The organism is Bradyrhizobium glycinis (assembly GCF_016031655.1).
Classification (GTDB): Bacteria; Pseudomonadota; Alphaproteobacteria; order Rhizobiales; family Xanthobacteraceae; genus Bradyrhizobium; species Bradyrhizobium glycinis.
This window is the reverse complement of sequence record NZ_JACCHQ010000005.1, coordinates 149458-168943: the sequence shown is the minus strand read 5'-3', so window position 1 is coordinate 168943 and position 19486 is coordinate 149458. Positions and strand designations below refer to the sequence as shown.

The following is a 19486-nucleotide window of genomic DNA, read 5'->3' as shown; positions in this document are numbered from 1 at the left end:
ATGACGTGGAGGGAGTTGCGCGCCCCCTCACCCGCCGCCGCGGCTAATGCCTTGTCGCGGACTGATCCGGCATGTCGAGCAGCGCCTCGGTGAAGGGAAACTCCAGCACGATCTCGCCGTCGGCATCGGTGACCTCGATGACGGCCTCCAGCAGCGCCGGCTGGGTTCCTTCCGACTTCACGACCTCGAGGATCATCTGCCGCGCGACCTCCCAGGCGCGATCGGGGTTGCGCAGGTCCTCGCCGTCAGGATCCACGATCAATTCGTCGCCGATGCGGGTGTTGAAGAAATATCTGGGCATGCCTGATCCAATGGGGTCGTCTGTCGCCGATGAGACGCCGATACATACTCACAACTGGTTTATCCCGACAGGGATCACGACCTATCGGCAATTTTGCGTATCTGATCCGCTCATCTTTGCGGCCGCAATACGCCATCTTTGCAGTGCAACAATTTCCTGCAGCCTACTACCTAGGTCGGGAAAATTTCACTGGCGAACTTTGCCGGCCGCACTAATTTGTCTGGCGGGCGGATGCGTCCGAATTCGCGAAAAATGGAGAGCCAAATGGCCTGGAAAGCCCCGAAGATCGTCGAAGTGCCCTGCGGCATGGAAATCAACATGTATGTGAGCGCCACCCGCAAGTAAGCGGCTGGTGAGATCGCGTTCTGCGCAGGTGGCTCTTTCGGTCACGACAGGTTTCCGGCAGACAGAAACCTCGTCCGAAACTGTCTCGGCCTGAGATCCACCTCGCCAATTCGCCTCCAGGAGACGGATCATGCTTCGCGTCGTCGTCCTGGGCGCCGGGGCCGGCGGCGGAGTTCCGCAGTGGAATTGCGGCTGCGAAGGCTGCCGCGCGGCTCGTGCGAATGGACATGAGCTTCATCGAACCCAAGCCTCGGTCGCTTTCAGCGGCGACGGCGAGCACTGGTTCCTGATCAACGCCTCGCCCGATCTTCGCCAGCAATTGAATGCCACGCCGCAGCTGCACCCCAAGGCGGGCGCGCTGCGCCACACGCCGATTGCGGGCGTGATCTTGACCAACAGCGAAGTCGATGCCATCGCCGGCCTGCTGTCGATGCGCGAAGGCTCGCCCTTCACGGTCTATGCGCACGAGAAGGTGCTGGCGATCCTTGCCAGCAACAGCATCTTCAACGTGCTGAACGAGAAGAACGTGCGACGCCAGCCGATCGCGATCCGCGAGCCGTTCGAGCCGCGGCTGCCGGATGGCACGCGCTCAGGGCTCGAGGTGCTGCCCTTTGCCGTGCCGGGCAAGTCGGCCTGGTATCTCGAAGGCAAGGTGCATCCGTGCGGCGAGAGCGGCGACGGCGACACGCTGGGCCTGAAGATCACCGACAAGGCCACCGGCAAGTTCTTCTATTTCATCGCCGCCTGCGCCGAAGTGACCGACGCGCTCAAGGCCGAGATCGACGGCGCTTCACTGGTGTTCTTCGACGGCACGGTCTGGCGCGACGACGAGATGATCAGGGCCGGCCTTGGCCACAAGACCGGCAAGAGCATGGGCCACGTGGCGATGTCCGGCGAGGACGGCGCCATCGCACGGCTGGCCGACCTCAATATCGATAGGAAGCTGTTTCTGCATATCAATAACTCGAATCCGACGCTGCTGCCCGGCTCGCCCGAACGCAAGATCACTGAGGAGGCGGGCTGGCAGATACCCGCGGATGGAACGGAGATCGTGCTGTGAACGCCGCATCACTGACTGGAATGACCGCACTCTCGATCGGCAGGGACATCCGGCTCAACTCGGCTGAGGAGCTGGAGGCGGCGCTGCGCCACATTGGCGCCACGCGCTATCACAGCCTGCATCCGTTCCATAAGTTGCTGCATGGCGGTAAGCTGAACAAGGGCCAAGTGCAGGCCTGGGCGCTCAACCGCTACTATTACCAGAGCACGATTCCGATCAAGGACGCGGTGGTGATCTCGCGCTTCCGCGACCGCGCCACGCGGCAGGAATGGCGCCATCGCATCGAAGACCATGACGGCGATGTCGGCAGCGAGGGCGGCATCGAGCGCTGGCTCAAGCTGACCGAAGGCCTCGGGCTCGAGACCGCTTACGTGGAATCCACCGAAGGCATCTTGCCGGCGACGCGCTTTGCGGTGGAGGCTTACGTGCACTATTGCCGCGAAAAAAGCCCGCTGGAGGCGATCGCCTCCTCGCTGACCGAGCTGTTCGCGCCCAACCTGCATGAAGAGCGCATCGCCGGCATGCTGGAGCACTACGACTTCGTCAACCCCGACATCATGAGCTACTTCAAGCGCCGCCTGACCCAGGCGCCGCGCGATGCCAATTTCGCGCTGGACTATGTCAAGAGGCACGCCACGACGCCGGAGCAGCGCGCGCAGGTCTGCAATGCGCTGATCTTCAAGACCAACGTGCTATGGGTGCAGCTGGATGCGCTGCAGCACGCCTATGTCGAGGGCCACATTCCGCCGGGCGCGTTCGTGCCCACCGCGAGTTAAGAGGAACAGCTATGGCCGGGCCGCGTCACATCAGCGTCAGCGAGGCGAGCCGCCCCGTGCTGCCGCGGCATGCCAAGCTGAGATATGACGAAACCCGCGAGGTCTGGGTGATCCTGGCGCCGGAGCGCGTGTTGGCGCCGGACGAGATCGCGGTGGAGGTCTTGCAACTCTGCAACGGCGAGCGCAATGTCGGCGATATCGCCGATCAACTGGCCGCGAAATACGCAGCCCCGCGCGAGGCGATCCTGGCCGATGTCATCGCCATGCTGCAGGATCTCGCCGACAAGGGCTTTCTCACCGAGATCAGGGAGAAGACGTCATGAGCGACGTGACCATCCCGCCCAGCGACAGCCTCGCGGTGCTGGAGAAGCAGCGCTCGACGGCCGAGACGTTCGGCATTCCGCTCGCGGTGCTGCTCGAGATCACCCATCGCTGCCCGCTGCAATGTCCCTATTGCTCCAACCCGGTCGAGCTCGACCGTTCGGGCAAGGAGCTGACGACGGACGAGTGGAAGAAAGTGCTGAGCGAGCTTGCCGAGATCGGCGTGCTCCAGGTGCATTTTTCCGGCGGGGAGCCGACCGCGCGGAAAGATCTCGTCGAGCTGGTCAAGCATGCCAGCGACGCCGGGCTCTATACCAATCTCATCACGTCGGCCGTACTGCTGACGCGCGAGAGGCTCAGCGATCTCGCAGACGCCGGGCTCTGCCATGTGCAGATATCCTTCCAGGGCATCGAGGAAGGCCTCGCCGATCGCGTTGCCGGCTACAAGGGCGGCCACCGCAAGAAGCTCGAGGTCGCGAAATGGACGCGCGAGCTCGACCTGCCGCTCACCGTGAACGCGGTGATGCACCGGCAGAACCTGCACCAGCTGCCCGACATCATCCAGATGGCGCTCGATCTCGATGCCGACCGGCTCGAGGTCGCCAATGTCCAGTACTACGGCTGGGCGCTGAAGAACCGCGCCGCCTTGATGCCGACCGTGGCGCAACTCGACGAATGCACGCGCCTTGTCGAGGAGGCGCGGGAGCGGCTGAAGGGGCGGCTGACGATCGACTATGTCGTCCCTGATTATTACGCGCTGCGGCCAAAGAAATGCATGGGCGGCTGGGGCCGGCAGTTCTTCAACATCTCGCCCGCCGGCAAGGTGCTGCCCTGCCATGCCGCCGAGAGCATCACCGGGCTCGATTTCGAGTCGGTGCGCTCCAACCATTCGATCGCCTGGATCTGGCAGAACTCGGACGCCTTCAACCGCTATCGCGGCACCGGCTGGATGAAGGAGCCGTGCAAGTCTTGCGAATTCCGCGAGATCGATTTCGGCGGCTGCCGCTGCCAGGCCTTCGCGCTGACCGGGGACGCCGCCAACACCGACCCGGCCTGCGCGCTGTCGCCGCTGCACGAGACCATCTTCAAGCAGGCGGAAGCCGAGGCCGAGGGCGAGACCAGCCGCTTCCTCTATCGCAACTTCGCCGGCGGCACCCTGGAATCCGAGAATGGGACCTGACGCCGACGCTGCCGCTTCCGTCAAACGCGCCGATCCCTTTGCGCCGCTGACCTCCGACATGCTCGATGTCGGCGACGGCCACGAGCTCTATGTCGAGAGCGTCGGCCGCGCCGACGGGATCCCTGCGGTCTATCTGCACGGCGGGCCCGGCAGCGGCTGCCAGCCCGACCATCGCCGGCTGTTCGATCCCGACCGCTTCTGCGCCGTGCTGTTCGACCAGCGCGGCTGCGGCCGCAGCAGGCCGAAGGGATCGCGCGAGCACAACACCATTGCGCACCTGATCGCGGACATGGAGACGATCCGCGAAAATTTCGGCTTCGAGCGTTGGATGGTGGTCGGCGGCTCCTGGGGCGCGACGCTGGCGCTGGCCTATGCCGAGGCGCATCCCGGGCGCGTGTCGGGGATTGCGCTGCGCGCGACGTTTCTCGGCACGCGGGCCGAGGTCGAGACGGCCTTCACCTCGCGCCTGTCGCAATTCCATCCGGCGCTGTACGAGGATTTCCTCAGCGTGCTTCCTCCCGAGGAGCGCGAGCGGCCGGTGGACGCCTATTGGCGCCGCATCCTCGATGCCGACCCCGCCGTGCATGGCCCGGCCGCGAAGGCCTGGCACGACACCGAGCGCGCCTTGTCCGAGCACAAGCCGGCCAGGACACGCCTCGACCTCGCCGCACTGAACGTCTGGCGCACATTGCCGGCGACGCCGTTCATGGAAGCGCATTATTTCATCAACGACAGCTTCATGGCCGCTGACCAGCTGCTGCAGAATGCGGGGAGACTCGCCGGCATTCCCGGCATTATCGTGCAGGGTCGCTATGATCTCCTGTGCCCTCCCGCGACGTCCCAGGCTCTTGCGAAAGTCTGGCCCGGTTCCGAGCTTCGCATCGTGGAAGAAGCCGGGCATTCGCTCTATGATGGCGGCGTGAGGGACGCGGTCATGAAGTCGATCGCGGACCTTGCGTCGAAGATCGGGCGATGAGAGGACAAGAACAATGCCGCTCGCCGGAAAGGGCATGCTGCTGACGTCGATGAACATCGACGCTTCGGACGAGGCCGATTTCAACCGCTGGTACGATCGCGAGCATCTGGAAGAGCGCGTCGCGATCGACGGATTTCTCGAAGCGCGGCGCTATGTCGCGCATGCCGCCAATCCCAAATATCTGTGCCTGTATTCGACCGCGACCTTGGACGTGCTCGACAGTCCCGCCTACAAGGCGCGGCTCGCGAACCCGACCGACTGGTCGCGGCAAACCATGGCGCGCTTCAAGGACATGCTCCGCGTCGTCGCACGCATCACCGTCAGCAACGGCACCGGACGCGGGGCTGCGCTCGGCATGGTGCGGCTGCGGCCGACGCCTGATAATGCCGCATCCTGGCGTGATGCACTGCAAGACAGACTGATGCCGGAGACGCCCGACAGCATCATCTCCATGCATCTGCTTGAGAGCGAGCCGGAACTGTCGGGTGCAACGGCAGGAATTCCGGCGACAGCTAACGAAGGCGCGCGCGACTGGTTCGTGCTGATAGACGGCACGCATATCGGCGCAGTCTCGGCCGTGATCGCCGAGCGCTTCACGGGACCTGCCGCGTCGCCCTTGCCGCCTCCCGTCTCCGTCGGCACCTACTGCCTGATGTGGGATCTCGCGAAGAGTGATATCGCGAGTAACTAACCTCGCGGAATCGTGCCTAAGTCCAACTAGTTTAGGCGTTTGGGATCGCCTCGCTCGATTTCATTCACGTACTTTCGAGCTAGCTGCCTAATCTTCTGGCTCGCCCATTTTGAATCTCTGACGTCTGAAAGCAGGTCTTTCAAGGTCGCTTTTTCTGCTGCCGCAAGGAACGGGATCCAAACCATCGCAAGATCAGTCCATTGGCGTGATTTGGCTCCTAGTGCAGACCCGATGAGTTTGGCGAACGGAAAAGGCGTCACTGCGCTTGCACTGCGAGCTATCTGGTCGAGCGCAGCCTTTACCTCGGAGAAGGGTCGCTCGAGCAACAGCCAAGCTCGATAAAAATCGTTGATTTCCTCGAGACGAAACTCTCTACCGTCGGCCCTTATTACCCAAGCGCCCGCTTCGGTCAGGGCGATGCTCATTCCAATATTAATCTCAAACTCAGCTGACACAGATCGATCCATCACGCGCCCTCGCGAGGAGAGACAATTGAGTACCTGGATTGCATCATCCGGCACCTTGGCTTCGCAGAGATACAGTAACGCGGCACTCATTCGCAGGCGCAACATATTGCACCGCACGCATCTCGTTCGCGGCGTTAATGCTGTGCGCGCGTAGCTCCCATGAAAGCCGTGCCGCGCGCAAATTTGCCGTTGTACTTCGGAACGGTTCTAATAAGCTAACCCAATGACGTCATTCAGAAACCAGATCGAAGCGCGTTAAGCGCTCGCCAAGCTAAACAAAACAAGCTCAACAAAAAAGGCCGCGGGGTCTTTGAGCCTGCGCGGACAGGGTAGGAATGAAACCGACCGATATCGCGGCCCCCGACTACTTTCACAAAGTGGTCGATTGCCAATGGGCCTGTCCTGCGCACACCCCGGTTCCCGAATACATCCGACTGATCGCCCAAGGCCGCTACAGCGACGCCTACATGATCAATTGGAAGTCGAACGTGTTTCCCGGAATTCTGGGACGCACCTGCGATCGTCCGTGCGAGCCGGCGTGCCGGCGCGGACGCGTCGAGGAAAACCCTGTTGCGATCTGCCGCCTCAAGCGCGTTGCCGCCGATTTCAAGGACGACATCAGGCAGCGCCTGCCGAAGCCCGGCCCGAAGAACGGCAAGCGCGTTGCGCTGGTCGGCGGCGGTCCCGCTTCGCTGACGGTGGCGCGCGATCTCGCGCCGCTCGGCTATCACTGCACCGTGTTCGATGCCGATCCGGAAGCCGGCGGCATGATGCGCACGCAGATCCCGAAATTCCGCCTACCCAATTCAGTGATCGACGAGGAGACCGGCTACATCCTGAACCTCGGCGTCGAGTTTAGGGGCGGTCACCGCATCGACAGCATGAAGGCGCTGCTCGCCGAGAAATACGACGCGATCTTCGTCGGCTCCGGCGCGCCGCGCGGCCGCGAGCTCGACATTCCCGGCCGGAAGGAGGCCGCCGCCAACATCCACATCGGCATCGAATGGCTGGCCAACGTGTCGTTCGGCCATACCGACAAAATCGGCAAGCGCGTGATCGTGCTCGGCGGCGGCAACACCGCGATGGATTGCTGCCGCACCGCACGCCGGCTCGGCGGCGAGAAAGTCACGGTGATCGTGCGTTCCGGCTTCGACGAGATGAAGGCCTCGCCCTGGGAGAAGGAGGACGCGATCCACGAGGATATTCCGATCCTCAACTACTTGGTCCCGGTGGCATTCAAGCACGTCGCCGGCAAGCTGATCGGCGTCACCTTCCAGCACGTCAAAGCCGAATACGACGCCAAGGGCCGCCGCAATCTGGTGCCTTCGGGCGATCCCGATCAGACCATTCCCTGCGACGACGTGCTGGTCGCGGTCGGCCAGGAGAATGCCTTCCCCTGGATCGAAGAGGATTGCGGCATCGAGTTCGACAAATGGCACATGCCCAAGGTCGATCCGAAGACCTTCGCCTCGACCAATCCAAAAGTGTTCTTCGGCGGCGATGCCGCGTTCGGCCCGAAGAACATCATCTGGGCGGTCGCGCACGGCCATGACGCCGCGTTGTCGATCCACAAGATGCTCTCGGGCGAGGCGATCGACGAACGGCCGCTGCCGGAGGTGCAAATCTCCTCGCAGAAGATGGGCATCCACGAATGGAGCTATGACAACGACATCTCGCCCGATAAGCGCTACAAGGTGCCGCATCGCGACAAGGTCGTTGCGCTGAAGGACATCCGCGCCGAGGTCGAGCTCGGCTATGACGTCAAGCTGGCGCTCGGCGAAGCGCACCGCTGCCTGAACTGCGACGTGCAGACCGTGTTCTCGACCTCGCTCTGCATCGAGTGCGACGCCTGCGCCGACATCTGCCCGATGGACTGCATCACCTTCACCAGTAACGGCGAGGAAAGCGATCTGCGCCAGCGCCTGAAGGCGCCCTCCGCTCATCCAGACCAGGACCTCTACGTCTCCTCGGATCTGAAGACCGGACGCGTGATGGTGAAGGACGAGGACGTCTGTCTGCATTGCGGGCTGTGCGCCGAGCGCTGCCCCACCGGCGCCTGGGACATGCAGAAATATTTCATCGAGATGACTCACGCAGGTTCGACATGTCCGACAAAAAGCCGATCAGCAGCGTAAACGACTTCGTCGTCCGCTTCGCCAACGTCAACGGCTCGGGCTCGGCCAGCGCCAACGAGATGTTCGCGCGCGCGATCCTGCGCCACGGCGTGCCGGTGTCGCCGCGCAATATCTTCCCCTCCAACATCCAGGGCCTGCCGACCTGGTACGAGGTGCGCGTGACGGAAGCCGGCCATCTCGGCGCCCGCGGCGGCGTCGACATGATGGTGGCGATGAACCCGCAGACCTGGGACAAGGACGTCGCCGGCATCGAGCCCGGCGGCTATCTGTTCTACGATTCCACCAAGCCGATGCCGTCGACCAAATTCCGCGACGACATCACCGTGATCGGCGTGCCGCTGACCGCGATCACCAACTCGACCTATACCGATCCGCGGCAGCGCCAGCTGTTCAAGAACATCATCTATCTCGGCGCGCTCTCGGCACTGCTCGACATGGACCCCAAGCTGATCGAGCAGCTGATCGGCGAGCAGTACAAGGGCAAGGAGAAGCTGCTCTCCTCCAACGTCCATGCGCTGCATCTCGGCCGCGACTGGGCGCTCTCGAACCTGAAATGCCCGATCGGACTTCGGGTGAAGAAATCCGACAAGGTCGGCGACCGCATCTTCATCGAGGGCAACAGTGCCGCCGCGCTCGGCGCGGTCTATGGCGGCGCCACCGTGTGCGCGTGGTATCCGATCACGCCATCATCCTCGGTGGCGGAGGCCTTCACCGCCCACTGCAAGAAGTACCGGCACGACCCTGAAACCGGCAAGGCGAAATACGCGATCGTGCAGGGCGAGGACGAGCTGGCCTCGATCGGCATCGTCATCGGCGCCTCCTGGAACGGCGCGCGCGCCTTCACCGCGACATCCGGACCAGGCATTTCGCTGATGACCGAGTTCATTGGCCTCTCGTACTTTGCCGAGATTCCGGCCGTGATCATGAACATCCAGCGCGCCGGCCCCTCCACGGGCATGCCGACCCGCACCCAGCAATGCGACATCATCGCCTGCGCCTATGCTTCGCACGGCGACACCAAGCACGTGCTGCTGTTCCCCGAGGACCCGGCCGAAGCGTTCGAGTTCGCGGCGGCCGCCTTCGATCTCGCCGAGCGGCTGCAGACCACGATCTTCCTGATGCTCGACCTCGACATCGGCATGAACCACCGGCTCTGCCGTCCGCTGAAGTGGGACGATGCAAGGCAATATGACCGCGGCAAGATCATGACCGCGGAGATGCTGGAAGAGGGCCGTGACTTCGGCCGCTATCTCGACGTCGACGGCGACGGCATTCCCTACCGCACCTATCCCGGCACGCATCCGACCAAGGGCTCCTACTTCACTCGCGGCACCTCGCGCGACCGCTATGCGCGCTATTCGGAGGAAGGCACGGTCTACGCCGACAACATGCAGCGCCTGGTGCGCAAGTTCGAGACCGCACAGGACCTAGTGCCGCGACCGCTGCAGGCCAATGCGGAACGGCCGACCAAATATGGCGTGATCTATTTCGGCTCGACATCGCCGGCCATGGACGAAGCGATCGGTCTATTGGAGGCGCGCGGGCATCAGCTCGACCGCCTGCGCATCCGCGCCTTCCCGTTCCACTCCAGCGTGGCCAGCTTCCTCGCCGAGCACGACTTCGTCTACGTGGTCGAGCAGAACCGCGACAGCCAGCTGCGCCAGCTCATCGTCAACGAGAACGGGATCGATCCCGTCCGGCTCGTGCCGATCGTGCATTACGACGGCACACCGATCACCGCCCGCTTCATCGCCAAGGCCATTGGCGACCACCAGGACCACCTCAAGGTGACCCCGCTCCGCAAGGCCGTGTCATGATGGCAGAGCGCATCCACATCGTCATTGCGAGCGCAGCGAAGCAATCCAGAGTCGTTCCGCGGAGGCAGTCTGGATTGCTTCGTCGCAAGGGCTCCTCGCAATGACGATGTGGATGCAGCGAGGGCCCATTTTATCGCTCTCGCCGGAGGGCGAGCCGTACGGCGTCGAGGGCAGAGGGAATAAAGAAAGTCTGTCATGACCTACATTGCAAAACCGAAATTCCATCATCCGGGGCTGAAGAAGAATGCGCTCGGCTACACGCATCGCGATTACGAGGGCAAGATCTCGACGCTGTGCGCGGGCTGCGGCCACGATTCGATCACGGCCTCGATCATCGAGGCCTGCTACGAGCTCTCGATCGAGCCGCATCGGGTAGCAAAAATCTCCGGCATCGGCTGCTCGTCGAAGACGCCGGACTATTTCCTCGGCAATTCGCACGGCTTCAATTCCGTGCACGGCCGCATGCCATCCGTGCTGACAGGCGCCAATCTCGCCAATCGCGACCTGATCTATCTCGGCGTCTCGGGCGATGGCGATTCCGCCTCGATCGGCTTCGGCCAGTTCGCGCATTCGATCCGGCGCGGCGTCAACATGACCTATATCGTCGAGAACAACGGCGTCTACGGCCTGACCAAGGGCCAGTTCTCGGCCACCGCCGACCGCGGATCCAAGAGCAAGAAGGGCGTCACCAACACCGACAATGCGATCGACCTCGTCGCCATCGCGCTGCAACTCGGCGCAACCTTCGTCGCGCGCTCGTTCTCCGGCGACAAGAGCCAGCTGGTGCCGCTGATCGCAGCCGCGATCGGCCACAAGGGCGCCTCCTTCATCGACGTCATCAGCCCCTGCATCGCCTTCAACAATCACGCCGGCTCGACCAAGAGTTTCGACTATGTGCGCGAGCACAACGACGCCGTGAACCGGCTCGACGTGCTGGTCGGCCGCGATCCCATTGCAGTGGACTATGCGCCCGGCACGGTGCAGGTGGTCGAGCAGCACGACGGCAGCAAGATCGCGCTGCGCAAGATCGAAGCGGACTACGATCCGCACGACCGGCTGGGCGCCCAGACCTTCCTCGCAAGGCACGCGGCCAAGGGCCAGATCGTCACCGGCCTGCTCTATGTCGATCCCGAGGCGGAAGATTTGCACGAGCACCTCAACACGGTCGAGACGCCGCTCAACGCGCTGGAAGCGGATGCGCTCTGCCCGGGCTCCGCGGTGCTGGACAAGATCAACGCCAGCCTGCGGTGATCATCTTCGCGCTGACGCCGCCGGCCTGACGCGTATCGTGATTTTCTCCGACACGACGGGTGGTTCGAACGGATAGTGCTTGGCGTCGCCAAGCACCAGTTGCAGCGTGTGTGTACCCGGCGGCAGCTCGAGGAACGTTTCGGTTTGCCCTGCCCCGAAATGCAGATGGGACTTGTCCTGCGGAATCGGCTCCTTGGCGTCGATGGGGTCTTTCACATCGACCAACAGATGATGGTGGCCGGCATTGTGGTAGTCGTCACCGGCATGCGTCACGCCCATGTTGCGCAGGCCGAAACGGACCCAAAACCCACCACGGATCTTCTGGCCGTCATATGGCGAGATGAAATAGAGCTTGGCGTCCTTTGGCGCAGTTTTGCCTTGTGGACAGGCCGCGCCCGGGAGCAATGCGATGGCGGCCGCCAGCGCGATGCAGGAAATGATCTTCATCAAATTGACTCCAGTACCTACGGACTGAGCGCGATCCGGAATCCATGCGTGGGGTAACGAACACCGGTGTCGTATCCACCGCGGTTTGACGGCCGCACATATCTCGAATCGTTCTTCCAGGAGCCTGAGCGCAGGACATGAGAGCTGCAGTCCGCGCTGGTCCATGCCGAGCCGTCGCTGGGCGCACCCTGATAATTCTTGTGCCAGCAATCCTCGACCCACTGATCGATGCCGCCGCCCATGTCGTAAAGCCCGAATGGATTGGGCTTGAAACTGCCGGCCTTGGCCGGCTGCTCGGCCGCAAGTTCACCGCAATCCTTGCAGCCCGCCATGCCCGGCTGGAGCTTGTCGCCCCACCAATATTTGGTCTGTGTCCCGCCGCGTGCCGCATACTCCCATTCCGCTTCGCTCGGAAGCCGGTAGGGCTTCTTCGTCGCTTGCGCGAGCCAGGCGACATATTGCTGCGCATCGGTCCAGCTCACATTGCTGACCGGGGCATCATCCTTGCCGGTGGCCGTGAATCCGCACGCCTTGGCGGCGGCGCATTCGTTCCACTCCTGCACCGTCACCGGATATTTTCCGATCGAGAACGGCTTGATCGTGACCTGGTGGACGGGTCGTTCGGTCGGATCGTCATTGCTTCCCATCGCGAAGGTGCCGCCGCGAATGGCGATCATCTCGGGCTCGCGAAGCGGCGTTGCCGATGGGCTGGGGGCCGGAGCCGGGGGCGAAGGCGACGAAGCCAATGACGGAGAGGGTTGCGGCGTGTGGGTCGCCGCCTCGCTCGGCACGGCTTGTGGAATCGGCGATGCAGCCGGAGCGGCGGGCGGCGCGGCAGCCTGCTCGCCCACCCTGCCGGGCTGCGCCAGCAAATACCAAAGCACGCCCGCTGCCATCATCAGCACTGTAATGGCCAGCAGAAAGATCAGCGCGTTCTCGCGCCGGCTTCTGGTCCGGCCGACGGCATCTGCATCCGGCAGCACGCGATAGACGCGCACGGGATCGGTGATGTTCTTGACCTTGCGGTCGCCGAGCGACTCATAACCGCACACGATCTTGTGCTTGATCTGCTCGTAGATCGCGCCGGATATGTAGACCTGCCCCGGCTCCGCGATGCCTTCGATACGTGTGGCGATGTTGACGCCGTCACCATAGATGTCGTCCGGCTCCACGATGACGTCACCGAGATTGACGCCAATCCGATATTCGAGCCGGGAATGCTTGGGAATCGAGGCGTTGCGGCCGACGAGATTCTGCTGGATGACGATGCTGCATCGAACGGCTTCCACGGGACTGTCGAAAATGGCGATGAAGCCGTCGCCGGTCGTCTTCACCAGACTTCCATGGTGCTCGATAATGCTGGGCTGGATGATGTCGCGCTCGATCCGCTTGACGCGGGCGTGCGTGCCTTCCTCGTCGGCCTGCATCAACCGGCTGTAGGAGGCGATGTCACCGACGATGATCGCGGCGAGACGACGAGGCATTCCACTGTGCGGCGGCGGCTCATCGTGATTTCCGGATCTGAAGTTGCGAATTTCGCCCATGCGGGGACTCCACAAACTTGCAAGTCGGCCCCAGCCTACGACAGCCAAAGGCGGTCGGTCTGTGAAGGCTACCACATTGACGAACCGAGACAATGTCGCAGCATCCACCGGCGCCGGGTTCCCAGGAATCAGGTCGTCGCATCCATTGAACCTTCTTGATCGCAGTGGTGACTAAGGCCCGGCGTGGCCTCTGCCCGACCTCGCGCGACGTGCGACGGTTGAACGCGCTCCACTTCGCCTGCGACCAATCGCCAGAACGGCCCGCGCATGGCGGGCCAATGCCCATCAGGCGCTCGGTGCGATCATGAAGCTTGCCCTTGTCCTTCCGCTTGCCCTTCCCCTTGCCCTGGCTGCATTGATCGGCACTGCCCGGGCCGAGGAAGGCGATGATATTCGCGAGGCCAGCAAGACCGAGGCCGAGACCTTCAATACGCGGATGTATGCGGGGCCTCCCGGCGACAAGGCCTATGCCTGCTTTGTCCGCCGCTACGATGCCGACCATCTGGCGCGGCATCCGAAGCAGAAGGTTGCCGCGATGAAGCTGCTGATCTCCGCGGAGTTCGATAAGGAGGACAAGGAGCTCCACAACTCCTTCCGCCTCGGCTTCAGATACCGTCACCGCAGCGGCGATTTCGACTCCAGCGGCTCGTGCAATCACGCCGTGTTCACCAAGAGCGGCAACGAGGTGCGCCTCGGCTGCGGCGTCGACTGCGAGGGCGGCGGCATCGGCGTTGCGCTCTCCAAGGACGCCAAATCGGCGATCGTCCGGCTCGAACGGGTGCGCGTCTGGCAGAACAACAAGCCGGACGACGATGCCGAGCATTCGCTGACGGCCGGCGCGGACGACAAGATCTTCCGCCTCGACCGCACCGACAATAGCGAGTGCGCTTCGCTGGTGACCGACCGCAAGGAACTCGCGGCGCTGCGCCACAAGTGATATGCCTTCGGCAAATTCGGGGCTTCGTCGAGGAGATCGCCATGAACCGCCGGAACATCTTGTGGAGCGCCGTCTCGGCACTCGGTGCAGCCTTCGGCGCCTCGCGTGCACAAGCCGCGACCGAAACCGCGCCGTCGAACAAGCTCAAGGTGGTCTATCACCTCAGCGATGCCGAGAAGGTCAACTTCGTGCTCGGCAATATCCAGAACCACATCGACGGCGTCGGCGGCCCCGAGCACGTGACGATCGCGCTGGTGATCCACGGCCCGGCGCTGAAGGCGTTTCACTCGGCGCAGGCCAACCCCGACGTCAGCAAGCGCGTCGGCGATTTCTCCAAGGACGGCGTCGAGCTGGCCGCCTGCGGCAACACGATGAAGGCGCAGAACGTGACGCTCAACGAGCTGCTGCCGGGCTTCGTCAACGCCGAGAAGGGCGGCGTGGTCCGGCTGGCCGAGCTGCAATCGCAGGGGTATCTGTATTTGCGGCCGTAGGTTGGCACGGCGGTGGCTGGCGTAGCTCTTTCCGCGTCATTGCGAGGAGCCCTTGCGACGAAGCAATCCAGACAGCCTCCGCGGAAAGATTCTGGATTGCTTCGCTGCGCTCGCAATGACGGGGGAGTGCGGCGGCGCCGCAGCCTCCCCGTCGCACTTGACTTATCCATAACTCCATAGTTATGAGTTGATCCATAACTTCGCAGTTATGGATCCTTGATGCCCTCCACCCCCGACCTCCTGTTCAGGACGCTCGCCGATCCCACCCGGCGGGCGATCTTCGAGCGGCTGTGCCGCGAGGGGGAGCAGACGGTCGGGGCGCTGACGGCGCGATCCGGCGTGTCCCAGCCGGCGGTGTCAAAGCATCTCGGCGCCCTGAAGCAGGCGGGCCTGGTGCGCGACCGGCACGAAGGACGGCAGACCCATTACAGCGCGCAACCCGGTGCGCTCAATCCGCTGATCGACTGGACCGGCCAGATGGCCGGGTTCTGGCAGAAAAGGCTCGACGCCCTCGACGATCTCCTGAAGAGGATGGACCAATGAACCAACCCGCCGAGACGCGCTCCGTCGTGATCGAGCGCGAGTTTGCCGCGCCCGTGGAGCGGCTCTGGCGCGCGCTGACGCAGCCGCATCTGATCGAGGAATGGCTGATGAAGAATGACTTCAAGCCGGTCGTCGGCCATCGATTCAACCTGCGGGGCGAATGGGGCGGCGTGCTGGATTGCGAGGTGCTCACCATCGAGCCGCAGAAGACGCTGGCCTATACCTGGAATTTCACGCACGAGGACGCCGCCTTCGATCTGAAGAGCATCGTCACCTTCACGCTGACGCCGACGAGCGCGGGCACGCATCTGCGCGTCGAGCAGGCGGGCTTCCGCCCGACGCAGAAACAGGCGTTCGGCGGCGCGCATGCCGGCTGGAAGCAGTTCCTGGCCAAGCTGGACGAATTGCTGGCGGGCCAGCTAGCTTCGCCGGCGTCCCATTTCGATCGATCCAACGGGAGATCCCAATGAGCACGCAGATGTGGATTCGGCAAATTCATCGCTGGCTGTCGATGGCTTTCACGCTCGCCGTCATTGCCAACATCGTGGCGATGACGATACAGGTCCAGGCGATGTGGATCGGCTTCCTGGCGCTCGTGCCGCTCATTCCGCTGCTCGCGACCGGGCTCTATCTGTTCGCGCTGCCTTATCTCGGCCGCAGCAAGGCGTGAAGGAAGCCATGATGAAGAAGCCGGTGATGGCGAAGACGAGCAGCGCGAAGGACGCAGGCACCGCTTCGCCATCGAAGCTGATCGATGGCCGGATCAAGGAGCTCGGCGACTGGCGCGGCGAGATGCTCGCGCGAATCCGCGGCCTGATCAGGGAAGCCGATCCTGACGTCGTCGAGGAATGGAAATGGCGCGGCGTTCCCGTGTGGGAGCACGACGGCGTCATCTGTACCGGTGAGACCTACAAGGAAGTCGTGAAGCTGACTTTCGCCAAGGGCGCGGCGCTGGCGGATCCCGCAGGTCTCTTCAACTCCAGCCTCGACGGCAATTTGCGCCGCGCGATCGATCTTCGTGAGGGCGAAAAGGTCAACGAAAAGGCGTTGAAGGCACTGTTCCGCGCGGCTGTGGAGCTGAATGCGAGGAAGAAGAAGCTAGGGAAGCGTTCAGCCTAGGGCGCGATCTGTCCACGTAATCTGATCTGTCCACGTAATCTCATGAGGCGCCGCGGACTCCACCTCTCCCGCTTGCGGGAGAGGTCGGCGCGTTCGCGGCGATGCGAAGCATCGTCCGCGCGCCGGGAGAGGGCTCTCTCCTCTGGGGGAGTCCCACCGCGGAGACACCCTCTCCCCAGCCCTCCCCCGCAAGCGGGGGAGGGAGCTCACCGTCTTCGGCGCGCGAGCTTCACTAAAGAAGAGGAGATAGCCTCACGCCACCGCGGCGGGAATCGGGCGCGGGCTGACCACGTATTCGCGCAGGACCTTGTCGTTGGCGTCGACCTCGATCAGCGCGACGTCGTAGGTCCAGAGATCGGCGAGATGCTGCAGCACGCGCTTGGCGTCGGTCTCGTTGAGCTGCGAGCCCTTGATGACGTGGTGATGCAGGATCAGGCGGCGGTCGCCGGAGAGGTCGACGTCGACCACCTCGATATTGGCGTCGATGAAGCCGACATCGTGCTGCCGCGCCAGCTCGCGGCGGACGCGGCGGAAGCCGCGCTCGTCGTGGATGGCATCGACGCGGATGCCGGCGCGCTCCTCGGGATCGTCGTGCAGGTGGAACATGCGGAAGTGCCGCATCAATCTGGGGCTCAGGAATTGGCCGATGAAGCTTTCGTCGCGGTAATTGGCCCAGACATCGCGCAGCACGCCCATGACGTCGCCCTTGCCGGCGATGTCGGGGAACCACTCGCGGTCCTCGTCTTCCGGATTGGCGACGATGCGCTCGATGTCCTGCATCACCGCGAAGCCGAGCGCGTAAGGGTTGAAGCCGGAGAAGCGCGGGTCGTCGAATTCGGGCTGGAACACCACGTTGGTGTGCGACCCCAGAAATTCAAGGAAGTTGCCGTCGCTGATGCGGCCCTGCTCGTGCAGCCTGGTCATGATGCGATAATGGACGTAGGTCGCCGTCCCCTCGTTCATGACCTTGGTCTGGCTTTGCGGATAGAAATATTGCGCGATGTGGCGGACGATACGGAGCAGCTCGCGCTGCCAGGGCGCCAGCCGCGGCGCGCTCTTCTCCAGGAAATAGAGCAAATTCTCCTGCGGCAGGCCGAGCAGCTTGCGGCGGCGCTCGATGCTGAGCGTGGAGCGGCTCTTGGCGGCGCCCTTCGGCACGGTGCGCCAGAGATCGTTGAAGACCTCCTCCTCGTGCTGGCGGCGGCGCCCTGCCCGCTTTTCCTCGGCGCGCAGATCAAGCTTCTTCTTGCCGGGATAACGGTCGATGCCGTGCGACATCAGCGCGTGCGCGGCATCGAGCGTGCGCTCGACCTCGATGCGGCCGTAGCGATCCTCGCACTGCATGACGTAGTTCTTGGCGAAGTCGAGATAATCCAGGATGCCGTCGGCATCGGTCCACTGCTTGAACAGATAATTGTTCTTGAAAAAATGATTGTGGCCGAAGGCGGCGTGCGCGATCACCAGCGTCTGCATCGTCGCCGTGTTCTCCTCCATCAGATAGGAGATGCAGGGCGAGGAGTTGATAACGATCTCGTAGGCGAGCCCCATCAAGCCCTTGCGGTAGGACGCCTCATGGAACGCGAAGTGCTTGCCGAACGACCAGTGCTTGTAGAACAAGGGCATGCCGACCGACGAATAGGCATCCAGCATCTGCTCGGCGGTGATGACCTCGATCTGGTTCGGATAGACGTCGAGGCCGAGATCCTTCAACGCCACCTCCTCGCAGGCATCGGTGATGCGCTGCAAGGTGTGGAAGTCCCAATCGGCGCCTTCGAACAAACGTTCCTTCATGGAGCGGCCTTCTCCTGGGCAGTGTCGCGGCGCTGGAACAGATCGTGGAATACCGGAAAGATCTCGCTGCGCTCCGACACTTTGCGCATCGAGAGCGGTGCGCCGCTGTTGCGCAGGCGTTCGTAGAGGCTCCAGAGCGAGGAGTCAGAGAGATCGAAGGCGCTGCCGCCGGCCTCGCCGACCTCGAGATAGGCGAAGAACTGGCAGACCGGCAGGATCTTCTCGGTCAAGAGGAGCCCCGTGAGCTCGCCGTCGGAATAGGAATTGTCGCCGTCGGAAGCCTGCGCGGCGTAGATGTTCCAGTCCGACGGGTTGAAGCGCTCGCGCACGATCTCGTGCATCGCCTGCAGCGCGCTGGAGACCAGCGTGCCGCCCGAGGCCGGACCGTAGAAGAAGGTCTGCTCGTCGACTTCCTCGGCGCGGTCGGTGTGGCGGATGAAGACGATCTCGACGTGCTTGTAGCGCCGCTTCAGGAAGACGTAGAGCAGCATGTAGAAGCGCTTCGCCAGGTCCTTCATGTGCTCGGACATCGAGCCGGAGACGTCCATCAGGCAGAACATCACGGCCTGCGCGACGGGCTTGGGCACCGTCTCGAAGCGCCGATAGCGGATGTCGAGCGGATCGATGAAGGGGATGCGCTTCGCCTTCGCCTTCAGAGCTTCGAGCCGGGCCACGAGAGCCGCACGCTCGTCCTCGTCCGTGCAGGCTTCGATCGCGGTTTCCAGCTCTTCGATCTCGTCCTTGCGCGGACGCTTGAGCGCGATGCGGCGGGCGAGCGCCAGCTTCACCGTCCGGCTCACCGAGATGTTGGCGGGCGAGCCGGTCATGGTGTAGCCGGCGCGCTGGATGCCTTCGCTCTCGGTCTGCGCGATCTTGCGCTTGGCGAGATCCGGAAGCTCGAGGTCGTCGAGGAAGAGATCGACAAACTCGTCGCGGCTCAGCACGAAGCGGAAGGCGTCCTCGCTGTCGCCTTCGCCGGGACCCGAATCCTTGGCGCTGCCCTGGCCGGAGCGCTGGAGATAGTCGCCTTCGATGAACTTCTTGTTGCCGGGCAGCACCATGTCGCGCGTCCCGCCTTCACGGCGGAAGCGCGGCTCGTGCATGCCGTCGAGCGGAATCGTGACCTCACCACCCTCCAGGACGTCCTTGATGTCGCGTTCCTGCGAGGTCTTCTTGACGGCGCCCTGCACCAGGGATTTGGCCCGACGCAAGAACCGCTGGCGGTTCTCAAGACTCTTGCCGCCTGGATTCAGGCGCCTGTCAATAATGTGAATGGGCACTTTACCATTCGCCT

22 protein-coding genes are annotated in these 19486 nt (G+C 63.3%); 16 read left to right on the top strand and 6 right to left on the bottom strand.

Features of this window, described 5'->3' with window-relative positions; translation table 11 throughout:
• Window positions 1–43 precede the first annotated feature (43 nt).
• On the bottom strand, window positions 44–301 hold the full coding sequence (locus HZZ16_RS10900; protein WP_036007354.1) for a DUF6894 family protein: 258 nt from the start codon (window positions 299–301) through the stop codon (window positions 44–46).
• Window positions 302–565: 264 nt separating this feature from the next.
• Between HZZ16_RS10900 and pqqA the strand changes: the two genes are divergently transcribed.
• From pqqA to HZZ16_RS10865, 7 genes are all read left to right on the top strand, one after another.
• A complete protein-coding gene (gene pqqA / locus HZZ16_RS10895; protein ID WP_007595659.1) occupies window positions 566–646 on the top strand; it encodes a pyrroloquinoline quinone precursor peptide PqqA in 81 nt (26 codons plus the stop codon).
• A 130-nt stretch (window positions 647–776) separates the two neighbouring features.
• On the top strand, window positions 777–1706 hold the full coding sequence (pqqB, locus tag HZZ16_RS10890; RefSeq protein WP_197948456.1) for a pyrroloquinoline quinone biosynthesis protein PqqB: 930 nt from the start codon (window positions 777–779) through the stop codon (window positions 1704–1706).
• 20 nt (window positions 1707–1726) lie between these two features.
• Window positions 1727–2482 (top strand): pyrroloquinoline-quinone synthase PqqC, encoded by a 756-nt coding sequence (pqqC, locus tag HZZ16_RS10885; protein WP_210342431.1) that lies wholly within the window; start codon window positions 1727–1729, stop codon window positions 2480–2482.
• Window positions 2483–2493: 11 nt separating this feature from the next.
• Window positions 2494–2805, top strand: a complete 312-nt coding sequence (gene pqqD, locus HZZ16_RS10880) for a pyrroloquinoline quinone biosynthesis peptide chaperone PqqD (RefSeq protein WP_197948454.1) — start codon at window positions 2494–2496, stop codon at window positions 2803–2805.
• Window positions 2802–3983, top strand: coding sequence for a pyrroloquinoline quinone biosynthesis protein PqqE (gene pqqE / locus HZZ16_RS10875; RefSeq protein ID WP_197948453.1), 1182 nt, complete (start codon window positions 2802–2804; stop codon window positions 3981–3983). Before pqqD ends, pqqE begins: the two co-directional genes overlap by 4 nt.
• Window positions 3973–4959 carry a prolyl aminopeptidase gene (gene pip / locus HZZ16_RS10870; RefSeq protein WP_197948452.1) on the top strand — a complete coding sequence of 329 codons (987 nt, stop codon included), beginning with the start codon at window positions 3973–3975 and terminating at the stop codon, window positions 4957–4959. The genes pqqE and pip overlap by 11 nt, the downstream gene beginning before the upstream one ends.
• A 13-nt stretch (window positions 4960–4972) precedes the next feature.
• Entirely contained in the window at window positions 4973–5650 is a 678-nt protein-coding gene (locus HZZ16_RS10865; protein ID WP_197948451.1) for a DUF4286 family protein, read from the top strand.
• A gap of 26 nt (window positions 5651–5676) precedes the next feature.
• On the opposite strand, the gene HZZ16_RS10860 is transcribed toward HZZ16_RS10865, so the two are convergent.
• Window positions 5677–6075 carry a hypothetical protein gene (locus HZZ16_RS10860; protein ID WP_197948450.1) on the bottom strand — a complete coding sequence of 133 codons (399 nt, stop codon included), beginning with the start codon at window positions 6073–6075 and terminating at the stop codon, window positions 5677–5679.
• Window positions 6076–6452: 377 nt separating this feature from the next.
• On the opposite strand from HZZ16_RS10860, the gene HZZ16_RS10855 reads away from it, so the two are divergent.
• From HZZ16_RS10855 to HZZ16_RS10845, 3 genes are all read left to right on the top strand, one after another.
• Window positions 6453–8252 (top strand): FAD-dependent oxidoreductase, encoded by a 1800-nt coding sequence (locus HZZ16_RS10855; RefSeq protein WP_197948449.1) that lies wholly within the window; start codon window positions 6453–6455, stop codon window positions 8250–8252.
• Complete coding sequence (locus tag HZZ16_RS10850; RefSeq protein WP_197948448.1) at window positions 8222–10069, top strand: 2-oxoacid:acceptor oxidoreductase subunit alpha; 1848 nt, start codon at window positions 8222–8224, stop codon at window positions 10067–10069. Before HZZ16_RS10855 ends, HZZ16_RS10850 begins: the two co-directional genes overlap by 31 nt.
• Window positions 10070–10264: 195 nt before the next feature.
• Entirely contained in the window at window positions 10265–11320 is a 1056-nt protein-coding gene (locus tag HZZ16_RS10845; RefSeq protein WP_197948447.1) for a 2-oxoacid:ferredoxin oxidoreductase subunit beta, read from the top strand.
• Here the strand turns inward: HZZ16_RS10845 and HZZ16_RS10840 are convergent, their stop codons facing one another.
• Window positions 11321–11767, bottom strand: a complete 447-nt coding sequence (locus HZZ16_RS10840) for a DUF4399 domain-containing protein (protein WP_197948446.1) — start codon at window positions 11765–11767, stop codon at window positions 11321–11323. It abuts the gene before it with no gap.
• A gap of 17 nt (window positions 11768–11784) precedes the next feature.
• Window positions 11785–13311 (bottom strand): SUMF1/EgtB/PvdO family nonheme iron enzyme, encoded by a 1527-nt coding sequence (locus HZZ16_RS10835; protein ID WP_197948445.1) that lies wholly within the window; start codon window positions 13309–13311, stop codon window positions 11785–11787.
• A 304-nt stretch (window positions 13312–13615) separates the two neighbouring features.
• On the opposite strand from HZZ16_RS10835, the gene HZZ16_RS10830 reads away from it, so the two are divergent.
• The 6 genes from HZZ16_RS10830 (at window position 13616) to HZZ16_RS10805 (ending at window position 16401) form a co-directional block, all read left to right on the top strand.
• On the top strand, window positions 13616–14248 hold the full coding sequence (locus HZZ16_RS10830; RefSeq protein ID WP_197948444.1) for a hypothetical protein: 633 nt from the start codon (window positions 13616–13618) through the stop codon (window positions 14246–14248).
• 41 nt (window positions 14249–14289) lie between these two features.
• Window positions 14290–14739, top strand: a complete 450-nt coding sequence (locus HZZ16_RS10825) for a DsrE family protein (RefSeq protein ID WP_197948443.1) — start codon at window positions 14290–14292, stop codon at window positions 14737–14739.
• A 219-nt stretch (window positions 14740–14958) separates the two neighbouring features.
• Window positions 14959–15282, top strand: a complete 324-nt coding sequence (locus tag HZZ16_RS10820) for an ArsR/SmtB family transcription factor (protein WP_172786872.1) — start codon at window positions 14959–14961, stop codon at window positions 15280–15282.
• Window positions 15279–15752 carry an SRPBCC family protein gene (locus tag HZZ16_RS10815; protein WP_197948442.1) on the top strand — a complete coding sequence of 158 codons (474 nt, stop codon included), beginning with the start codon at window positions 15279–15281 and terminating at the stop codon, window positions 15750–15752. Before HZZ16_RS10820 ends, HZZ16_RS10815 begins: the two co-directional genes overlap by 4 nt.
• Complete coding sequence (locus HZZ16_RS10810; protein ID WP_197948441.1) at window positions 15749–15952, top strand: hypothetical protein; 204 nt, start codon at window positions 15749–15751, stop codon at window positions 15950–15952. The genes HZZ16_RS10815 and HZZ16_RS10810 overlap by 4 nt, the downstream gene beginning before the upstream one ends.
• A gap of 11 nt (window positions 15953–15963) precedes the next feature.
• Window positions 15964–16401 (top strand): DUF1801 domain-containing protein, encoded by a 438-nt coding sequence (locus HZZ16_RS10805; RefSeq protein ID WP_197948579.1) that lies wholly within the window; start codon window positions 15964–15966, stop codon window positions 16399–16401.
• Between the two features lie 252 nt (window positions 16402–16653).
• Here HZZ16_RS10805 and HZZ16_RS10800 read toward each other — a convergent pair whose 3' ends face one another.
• Together HZZ16_RS10800 and HZZ16_RS10795 are read right to left on the bottom strand one after the other, a co-directional pair.
• Complete coding sequence (locus HZZ16_RS10800) at window positions 16654–18192, bottom strand: SpoVR family protein (RefSeq protein WP_197948440.1); 1539 nt, start codon at window positions 18190–18192, stop codon at window positions 16654–16656.
• Window positions 18189–19466, bottom strand: a complete 1278-nt coding sequence (locus HZZ16_RS10795; protein ID WP_197948578.1) for a YeaH/YhbH family protein — start codon at window positions 19464–19466, stop codon at window positions 18189–18191. The genes HZZ16_RS10800 and HZZ16_RS10795 overlap by 4 nt, the downstream gene beginning before the upstream one ends.
• Between the last annotated feature and the right edge of the window lie 20 nt (window positions 19467–19486).